The following is a 3,645-nucleotide window of genomic DNA, read 5'->3' on the forward strand; positions in this document are numbered from 1 at the left end:
AAATTGACGGAAAATGTTTTGTAACTTTGACCAATGTTGATCATTTAGCATTGTGCGAGGCATAGCGAGTGTAAAATTGGGTTTGGCGATTTAATTTTACTATCTCGCTATTTTTTACAGCAAATGTCAACAGACCCTAATTGAATTGTCAAATAAGTACTTTGGAACACTGTTCTTTTCTGCTAAAGTCTAGTCTGTTTGTGTATGAGCTATTCACTTACTAGCTCGAAAAAATCAAATTTTAATGTAAAGCTTTATGGAAAAAGCGAGGATAAAAATTGAAAAAGTATCTATTAGCAATGTGTGCATTAAGTAGTATCGGGGTTGCGCATGCGCATATTGATGATTATTTACCTGAAGCAAAATTGGCTGAATCTACTGCAAGTTTGAAGTCAGGTTATGTGGGGGCAGGTATTAGCCAACAACTTTTACATAGCAATTTTGAATGGGTCAATCCATATGGAATAGCTTATGTGAAAGCAGGTGTATTTATTAATGATGATCATGAGCCTGGTGCGCAAATTGGCTTTCGATTGCCATATCATTTAACAGGTACAGATCTGAATGGCTATTATTTTGGCGTGTATGCAGGTCATTTGGAAAGTGTAATTGTGGATCAAGAAGAGTATTCTCGTTTAGGAGCCGGTGTTGATTTGGCGTATGTGATTCTAGATGCTAGCCGTATTAGTACCATCAGTGTAGGAATTGGTGCCGCTGAAAAGATTGAGGGAAAAAATGGAAGCGAGCGTAAAACTGAACCTCAGTTACAATTTGCCTATAGCTTAAGCTTTGGTGCTTTCTAGAATAGTTGTGCGATTGAATAACTTCATTTTTTGAGTGTGAGTGGTAGATGTTAGATCAAATTGCCCAGCTTTGGCAGGATTTTAGTAGTCGACCTGATTTTTGGGCGATCTTGAGCATTGTTCCTGTAACGTCTTTTGTGACGTGGGCGCATGTATGGATGGCGCTTAAAATGGTATTTTACCCGATCCATTTTTGGGGCTTCCACCTCGGTCCTTTGCCAGTAGGTTGGCAGGGAATTGTGCCACGTAAAGCAGGTCGAATTTCTGGGATTATTACTGATAATACATTGTCAAAGCTTGGTTCTTTGAAAGAATTTCTTGAGGCAATGGATCCTGAAGAAATGGCTCGCATGATTGGTGAGCAAGTCGGGTTTGAGCTTGAGCATTTGATTGATGAAGTGATGCTTGAGCGCCGCGCAGTACTTTGGGAGAATCTACCTTATTCAATTAAGCGACGTATCTATTCTCAGGCACATCAGCAAATGCCAAATGTGTTGAAAGAACTTGTGACTGAACTGACTTATAATGTCGAAAATTTGGTTGATATGCGTAGTATGGTGGTCAACCAAATGGAAAATGACCGTAAGCTTATGGTCAAAATGTTCCTTAAAGTTGGTCAAAAAGAGATTAATTTTATTTGGCATATTAGTGCATTGATCGGTGCATTTTTTGGTATTTTCCAAATGTTTGTTTATGTCTTTGTGCCAGAGCATTGGACGGTGCCATTTTTTGCTGCCATTTGGGGTTTCCTAACCAACTGGATTGCAATTTGGATGGTTTTTAACCCTGTAAACCCTCACCCAATTAAGTTTCCTCAATTATTTACACGGACTGTGGGCTTGAAGTTTCCGTGGATTCGTCCAGTGATTCCTCGTATTGGGACTTATAATTTCCAAGGTGCTTTTATGAAGCGTCAGGACGAGGTGTCGATTGTCTTTTCAGAAGTGGTAACGGCAGACTTAATTACCCTGAAATCAATCATGACGGAAATGATGTACGGTAAGCGTAATCACAAAACACGTCGTATTATCAAACGCCATATTAACGAGATTATGGAAACGCCTTTGGTGAGGACTTCTTTGCAAATATCCATTGGTCCGACAGAATATGCAAAACTAAAGTCTGACTTGATTGATCGTTCAATCGAAATTACGATGGTACCCGTGAGTGACCCAGCCTTTAATGAAAGTCGGGCGAAAAAGATTTTTACCATGTTTAGAGATCGGATTCGACTGTTGACTCCACAAGAGTTTCAAAACCTGTTAAGACCTGCTTTTCATGAAGATGAGTGGATTTTGATTGTGCTTGGTGGTGTGACTGGTTTTGGTGCAGGTTTGATTCACTTATTTGTGGCATTTTTATAGCCTTCGAGCTACACTAGCCACGATTAAAATTTTTGAATTTCGTCAATTCTTTTCATATTTGATGATTGTGTTAATTTTTGATGATTGTATAAATCATTTGATTTAGATTTATTTATGAGGATGTTTAAGATGCGCATTATTTTATTAGGACCACCTGGAGCAGGTAAAGGTACACAAGCTCAGTTGATCTGTACGCGCTACAATATCCCACAAATCTCTACAGGCGATATGCTACGTGCAGCTATCCGTGAAGGTACAGAACTTGGTAAACAAGCACAGTCTGTCATGGATAATGGTGGTTTGGTTTCTGATGAATTGATTATTGGCTTGGTGAAAGAGCGTATTGCTCAGCCTGATTGTGTGAATGGTTGCATCTTTGATGGTTTCCCACGTACGATTCCTCAAGCTGAAGCACTAGAGTCAGAAGGTATTACCATCGATCACGTAATCGAAATTGATGTACCAGATGAAGAAATCGTGCAACGTCTTTCAGGGCGTCGTCAGCATCCTGCTTCAGGACGTGTTTATCACATTGTTTACAATCCACCGAAAGTTGAAGGTAAGGATGATGAAACAGGTGAAGAGCTTGTGCAACGTCCAGATGATCAAGAGCAAACTATTCGTAAGCGTTTGGCTTCGTATCATGCAGAAACAGAGCAACTAGTTGGTTTCTATCAGGAGCGTGCAGCTAAAGATGCAAATGCAGCAACTTATAATAAAATTAATGGTCTAGATCCAATTGAAAAAGTTCAAGAAAATCTATTTGCCATCTTAGATCAATCGAAGTAATTGCAAGTGATATAAAAAGCTCTATCCTCTGATGGAGCTTTTTTTATGCTAAATTGTTAGCTACTTCTCAAGTAATTGAATAAGGTCGTAGAAATGAAGTTTATGGTGATATTACTACTCATTGCTGCAATTATTATATTGATTGGGCTATTTGTTATGAGCGCAAGGCTACTAAAACATGCGCAAAAACAAGCAAGTACACATGAATCTGATGCAAATCAGTCTGATCAAAAGTGATCGTGAATTTTTGGTCAATTGACTCATAAATATGAGTAAACTTTTCGATAAGTGGAGTGCTTGTCTTAAGCTATTGTTTTTAAATATTAAAGCTATTCGATAAGTGGCTAAATATGACATCTTTCACAATATAAAGGTGGTAATTGTTGTCTTTATGCGCTTAATATAAATGGTGTGAACTGTGATCCTAGACAGTATCGTGGACAACAAATCTCTCTAAATTCTTAAAATATTTCTGTTCAAAGGCTTCTGGGCTTAACCAGCCATTTGCGGAATGCCTTCTGACCCGATTGTAATAAATCTCAATATAGTCAAACAAGACAGCATTCGCTTCTTTTCGAGTGGCAAACACACTGCCATGGATTACATGACCTTTCAATGTATGAAAGAAGCTTTCAGTCACTGCATTGTCCCAACAGTTTCCTCGTCTAGACATGCTTTGAATACAATTA

At 38.6% G+C, this 3,645-nt stretch carries 4 protein-coding genes; 3 read left to right on the forward strand and 1 reads right to left on the reverse strand.

The window, feature by feature from the left end; genetic code table 11:
* Positions 1 to 278: 278 nt before the first annotated feature.
* The 3 genes from ACE3PQ_RS02745 (at position 279) to adk (ending at position 2,956) form a co-directional block, all read left to right on the forward strand.
* On the forward strand, positions 279 to 803 hold the full coding sequence (locus ACE3PQ_RS02745; protein ID WP_374295013.1) for a hypothetical protein: 525 nt from the start codon (positions 279 to 281) through the stop codon (positions 801 to 803).
* Between the two features lie 47 nt (positions 804 to 850).
* Entirely contained in the window at positions 851 to 2,167 is a 1,317-nt protein-coding gene (locus tag ACE3PQ_RS02750; RefSeq protein WP_374295015.1) for a hypothetical protein, read from the forward strand.
* A gap of 129 nt (positions 2,168 to 2,296) precedes the next feature.
* Positions 2,297 to 2,956 carry an adenylate kinase gene (adk, locus tag ACE3PQ_RS02755; RefSeq protein ID WP_374295016.1) on the forward strand — a complete coding sequence of 220 codons (660 nt, stop codon included), beginning with the start codon at positions 2,297 to 2,299 and terminating at the stop codon, positions 2,954 to 2,956.
* Between the two features lie 424 nt (positions 2,957 to 3,380).
* Here the strand turns inward: adk and ACE3PQ_RS02760 are convergent.
* Positions 3,381 to 3,645 (reverse strand): IS3 family transposase (locus ACE3PQ_RS02760; RefSeq protein ID WP_374295018.1); only part of this gene is annotated, 265 nt, incomplete at its 5' end.

Origin of the sequence: Acinetobacter sp. (assembly GCF_041911495.1) — a bacterium.
GTDB lineage: Bacteria > Pseudomonadota > Gammaproteobacteria > Pseudomonadales > Moraxellaceae > Acinetobacter.

Bases quoted from the DNA above. Each gene is read 5' to 3' on its own strand.
- ACE3PQ_RS02750 (WP_374295015.1), top strand. From the start codon at position 851: ATGTTAGATCAAATTGCCCAGCTTTGGCAGGATTTTAGTAGTCGACCT.
- adk (WP_374295016.1), top strand. From the start codon at position 2,297: ATGCGCATTATTTTATTAGGACCACCTGGAGCAGGTAAAGGTACACAA.